Origin of the sequence: Flavobacterium macrobrachii (genome assembly GCF_014486675.1) — a bacterium.
Lineage (GTDB): Bacteria > Bacteroidota > Bacteroidia > Flavobacteriales > Flavobacteriaceae > Flavobacterium > Flavobacterium macrobrachii.
In genome coordinates this window covers 1-3457 of the sequence record NZ_JACTAC010000124.1, presented here as the reverse complement: position 1 = coordinate 3457, position 3457 = coordinate 1, and the positions used below count along the sequence as shown (strand labels likewise).

Genomic DNA, 3457 nt, shown 5'->3' with positions numbered 1-3457 from the left:
GTTAGACGCGTTTGCTTACCAGTTAGACACGTTTGCTTACCAGTTAGACACGTTTGCTTAGCAGTTAGACGCGTTTGCTTAGCAGTTAGACGCGTTTGCTTAACAGTTAGACACGTTTGCTTAACCGACAGACGCGTTTGCTTGACCGACAGACACGTTTGCTTAACCGACAGACGCGTTTGCTTGACCGACAGACACGTTTGCTTGACCGACAGATGAGTTTGCTTACCAAACGTTTTTTGTAAATAATAAAATAGTACACAAAAACTACCACACTAGCAACCGCTTTTAAACACCATTAGTCTATAAACCAAAAAACCACGACAAAGCCGTAGCTCTCGTGGTTTTTCGCTAAATATAAAGTAGTTATGCCATCGAATGAAAACCAATACTATTCCCTTCAGTATCCATAGCAATGCCACAGTAACCGTGTTCTCCAATAGCCATTTTCTCTTGAAGCACCGTGCCTCCAGCCGCAGCCACTCTAGAAAGTTCAACCGAGCAGTCATCACAACCAAAGTAAACAAGCGTTCCACCATCGCCAGGTTCCATACCATTCATCTTGCATAAAGCACCACTAATGTTGGCTCCATTTTCACTCCAAGGGAAACAAAGCATCTCTAGGTCACCAAAGTCACCCGGAGTTTCCATAGGCGTCATACTTATGGACAATACAGTCTCATAAAACTTTTGGGCACGTGCCATGTCAGACACATAAATCTCTACCCAAGCAAAAGGATTTTTCATAATTCTTAAAATTTTATAGGTTGGTGTTTGTTTTTCAAACATAGTACTTTTTTGATATAAAGTCAATTAACTTGTGGTTTCCTTCTTGTAAAATAATCATTAATTAACCCTCATGTCTATTTGAGTACCTTGATAATCTATCAAATAATACTGCTTTCTACCGTCTATTCGGTTCAATCCTCTATAAATAGTATCATAATAATAGCGATCAGAAAAATCAGTATGCTTATCCAGCGGAATGATAATCTCACCTTTAAAATTACAAACCGCCATTTGCCCATTTTGATAAATCATAAAATAAGTACCACCCAAATATTTAAAATGATAATAACTATAGGGTAGAATAGTGGTATTAGTAGCAATGTTTAACAACGACAAATCTTTACCTCTTTTGCTGTTCAGTTTACCAACGATTACAAAGTCTTTATGATAACTCTTCTCCAAATAGTCATACTCAATCGGAACCAAAGGTTTAAAATCATTATTCAATAAACCATACTTATTTTCTTTTCTAACAATAAAGTAGTGGTTATTCTTAGCGTCATAATCATGATCAATCGGCATCGTCATTTCACCATATGGGCTATGTTCTTCAATAGTACATTCGGGTGTAATCTCTTCATAAGCCTCAGCAGTAAGTAGCTTACCATCAGTATCGATAAGCGTTTCAAGTCGATCATTAATAGCCTTAAAAAACGCAAATCCACTACTATATCGTTTAAAATAACCCTCAATCCGTTGATGAACAAAAGGAACAATCTCCTTTCCTTGACTATCAACTACACCAAACTTGTTCGCTATTTTAGCAATCATAAAATCCGGTCCCGAAGAACCAAAATAATCAAAAACAAACTCCGTCAAAGGTTTTAAATCACTACTGTACAACGCCGTTTTACCACCTTTTTTTATTTTATATACCTTGTTAAACGCTTCAATACCTTCATATACATCCGGCAAAAGAAGGTTTCCTTTATAATCCATTATAGTATAGGCTTTATCTTTTATACCAATGAGCTTATCCGGCTGACTTTGTATCAAATAATTATATTCCAATGGCAAAATCAACTCATTCGAAGGCAAATGAACCAAACCTTGTCTATAATTTTTACCATCCACTTTCCCCGATACTATTGCATATCCGTTTTCCAGCTTTTTGTTAATAGTTCCATGCGGCGTTATTTCGGCTTGCTCTTTCGGAGTTCTATCACTAGAGTAATTATAGCGGTTGTCTTCAACCACTTCTATAGATTCGTTTAAACTAGGATCAGTTTTTTTGTTGAGTAATTTGCCTTTCGGCGAAAAGTAGAGTTCTTGATCACCTTTTTGGGCAATAATAATCGAGTCAACTACAGCTTCTTTCTTATGCTTGCGTTTAATACTCTTTTTTTCCAATCCACGAATGTAGTCATACTCCATCGGCAGGATAACCTTCCCCAGATTAGAAATTAAACCATACTTTTTACCAATCTTCACCGGAAAGTTCTCGTGAAACCCAAACATAACAGTGGTGTACCCAATGTTCATCCCTTCAATACCATCATATAGAGCAGGAGTAACCTCAATACCACTATCGTTTAAAATACCCAGTTTTTTATTTTTGATATAAATAGCATATACCAATAATGGTTTAGTAGAAACCGTGTCAAACGCAGAAATCGCTTGATACTTTTTACTCTTCAACAAGGCTTGATAATCCGCCTTAGAAAGTTCACCTTTTGAGTTATAATGCAGTTTTTTCTGCGCCGATGCAGTTCCAACCAAACCAATGGCTAAACAAAAAACAAAGGTTTTAAGTAAAAATGAAAAGTTTGTCATAATAAATAATGTAGCCCAATATAAAAAAGGCATAGCACTCCAAATATAACCAAATAAACCACAAACAAAGTTGATGGCAATAAAAAAAAGCGGCTTCCATTGAAAACCGCTTTATAAACAATAGTTAGTTTATATTCTTTAACTTTAAACCTCAAACTTCCAACCTCCAACTTCCAACAATACTTTTAATAATAATAGTAATTGTTGTAGTGATACTACTTGTTGCTTTTATGTTACCATTTGTGGGGTTTGCGACAATGATAGGATACATCATTAAAAACTCACTACAAAAAAAGACACTCGATTTTTTGCACCATGAAAAAATAGAAATGGAAAAGAAATTCTTTGATTTAAAAAAAAGAGAACTTCAAACAAACCATTTTTTTTCAATTGATTAAATAACCAATGATGTTATATACAGTTGCATCAAAGCAATGTCTAATAAATTTTCAGGACATATCTATTCTCAAAACGGTTCACCCATCATTTCCTTTCAAATAATAGATATAGGAATTTATACAAACAGCAGAATTATTGCAAGTACTACTGATTTTAAAATCTATTTTGAATATAAAAACAATGAAAACCTAGTATTTTACAACGATGTGTATTTAGGCAAAATAATAAACAATACTACTATTGTAGATGACACCTATCAATCATTAGGAAGGTTTAATAGAAACAACATAAATAATGAGAATAGATTTGCAATAGAACTAAATGGAAAACCAGCGCTACTATTTAAAAACTCCGATAAAAAAAACTATAGAGAAGCACCACAAATAGCTTTGCTTGTTAACTTAATTACACAAGCAAACGAAATAGAATTAATATGGGTAACTGCATTATCAATTTTTGAATCCATTTACTTTGGATTTGAATTTACTTCTTAAAC

Annotated in this window: 4 protein-coding genes; 2 read left to right on the top strand and 2 right to left on the bottom strand. The window is 34.3% G+C overall.

Annotated features, from left to right (window positions below):
• A partial coding sequence (locus IAI56_RS16155) for a hypothetical protein (protein WP_222941031.1) occupies positions 1 to 219 on the top strand: 219 nt, incomplete at its 5' end.
• Between the two features lie 147 nt (positions 220 to 366).
• Here IAI56_RS16155 and IAI56_RS15365 read toward each other — a convergent pair.
• Both IAI56_RS15365 and IAI56_RS15360 read right to left on the bottom strand, forming a co-directional pair.
• Positions 367 to 789, bottom strand: a complete 423-nt coding sequence (locus tag IAI56_RS15365) for a VOC family protein (protein WP_204158670.1) — start codon at positions 787 to 789, stop codon at positions 367 to 369.
• 57 nt (positions 790 to 846) lie between these two features.
• Positions 847 to 2562 (bottom strand): WG repeat-containing protein, encoded by a 1716-nt coding sequence (locus IAI56_RS15360; RefSeq protein ID WP_187658698.1) that lies wholly within the window; start codon positions 2560 to 2562, stop codon positions 847 to 849.
• A gap of 434 nt (positions 2563 to 2996) precedes the next feature.
• On the opposite strand from IAI56_RS15360, the gene IAI56_RS15355 reads away from it, so the two are divergent.
• Positions 2997 to 3455: a hypothetical protein gene (locus IAI56_RS15355; protein ID WP_187658697.1), complete on the top strand. Its 459-nt coding sequence runs from the start codon at positions 2997 to 2999 to the stop codon at positions 3453 to 3455.
• Positions 3456 to 3457: the final 2 nt, after the last annotated feature.

Excerpts from the sequence above, each read along its gene's own strand:
- IAI56_RS15365 (WP_204158670.1), bottom strand. The coding sequence starts at position 789 with ATGTTTGAAAAACAAACACCAACCTATAAAATTTTAAGAATTATGAAA.
- IAI56_RS15360 (WP_187658698.1), bottom strand. The coding sequence starts at position 2,562 with ATGACAAACTTTTCATTTTTACTTAAAACCTTTGTTTTTTGTTTAGCC.
- IAI56_RS15355 (WP_187658697.1), top strand. The coding sequence starts at position 2,997 with ATGTCTAATAAATTTTCAGGACATATCTATTCTCAAAACGGTTCACCC.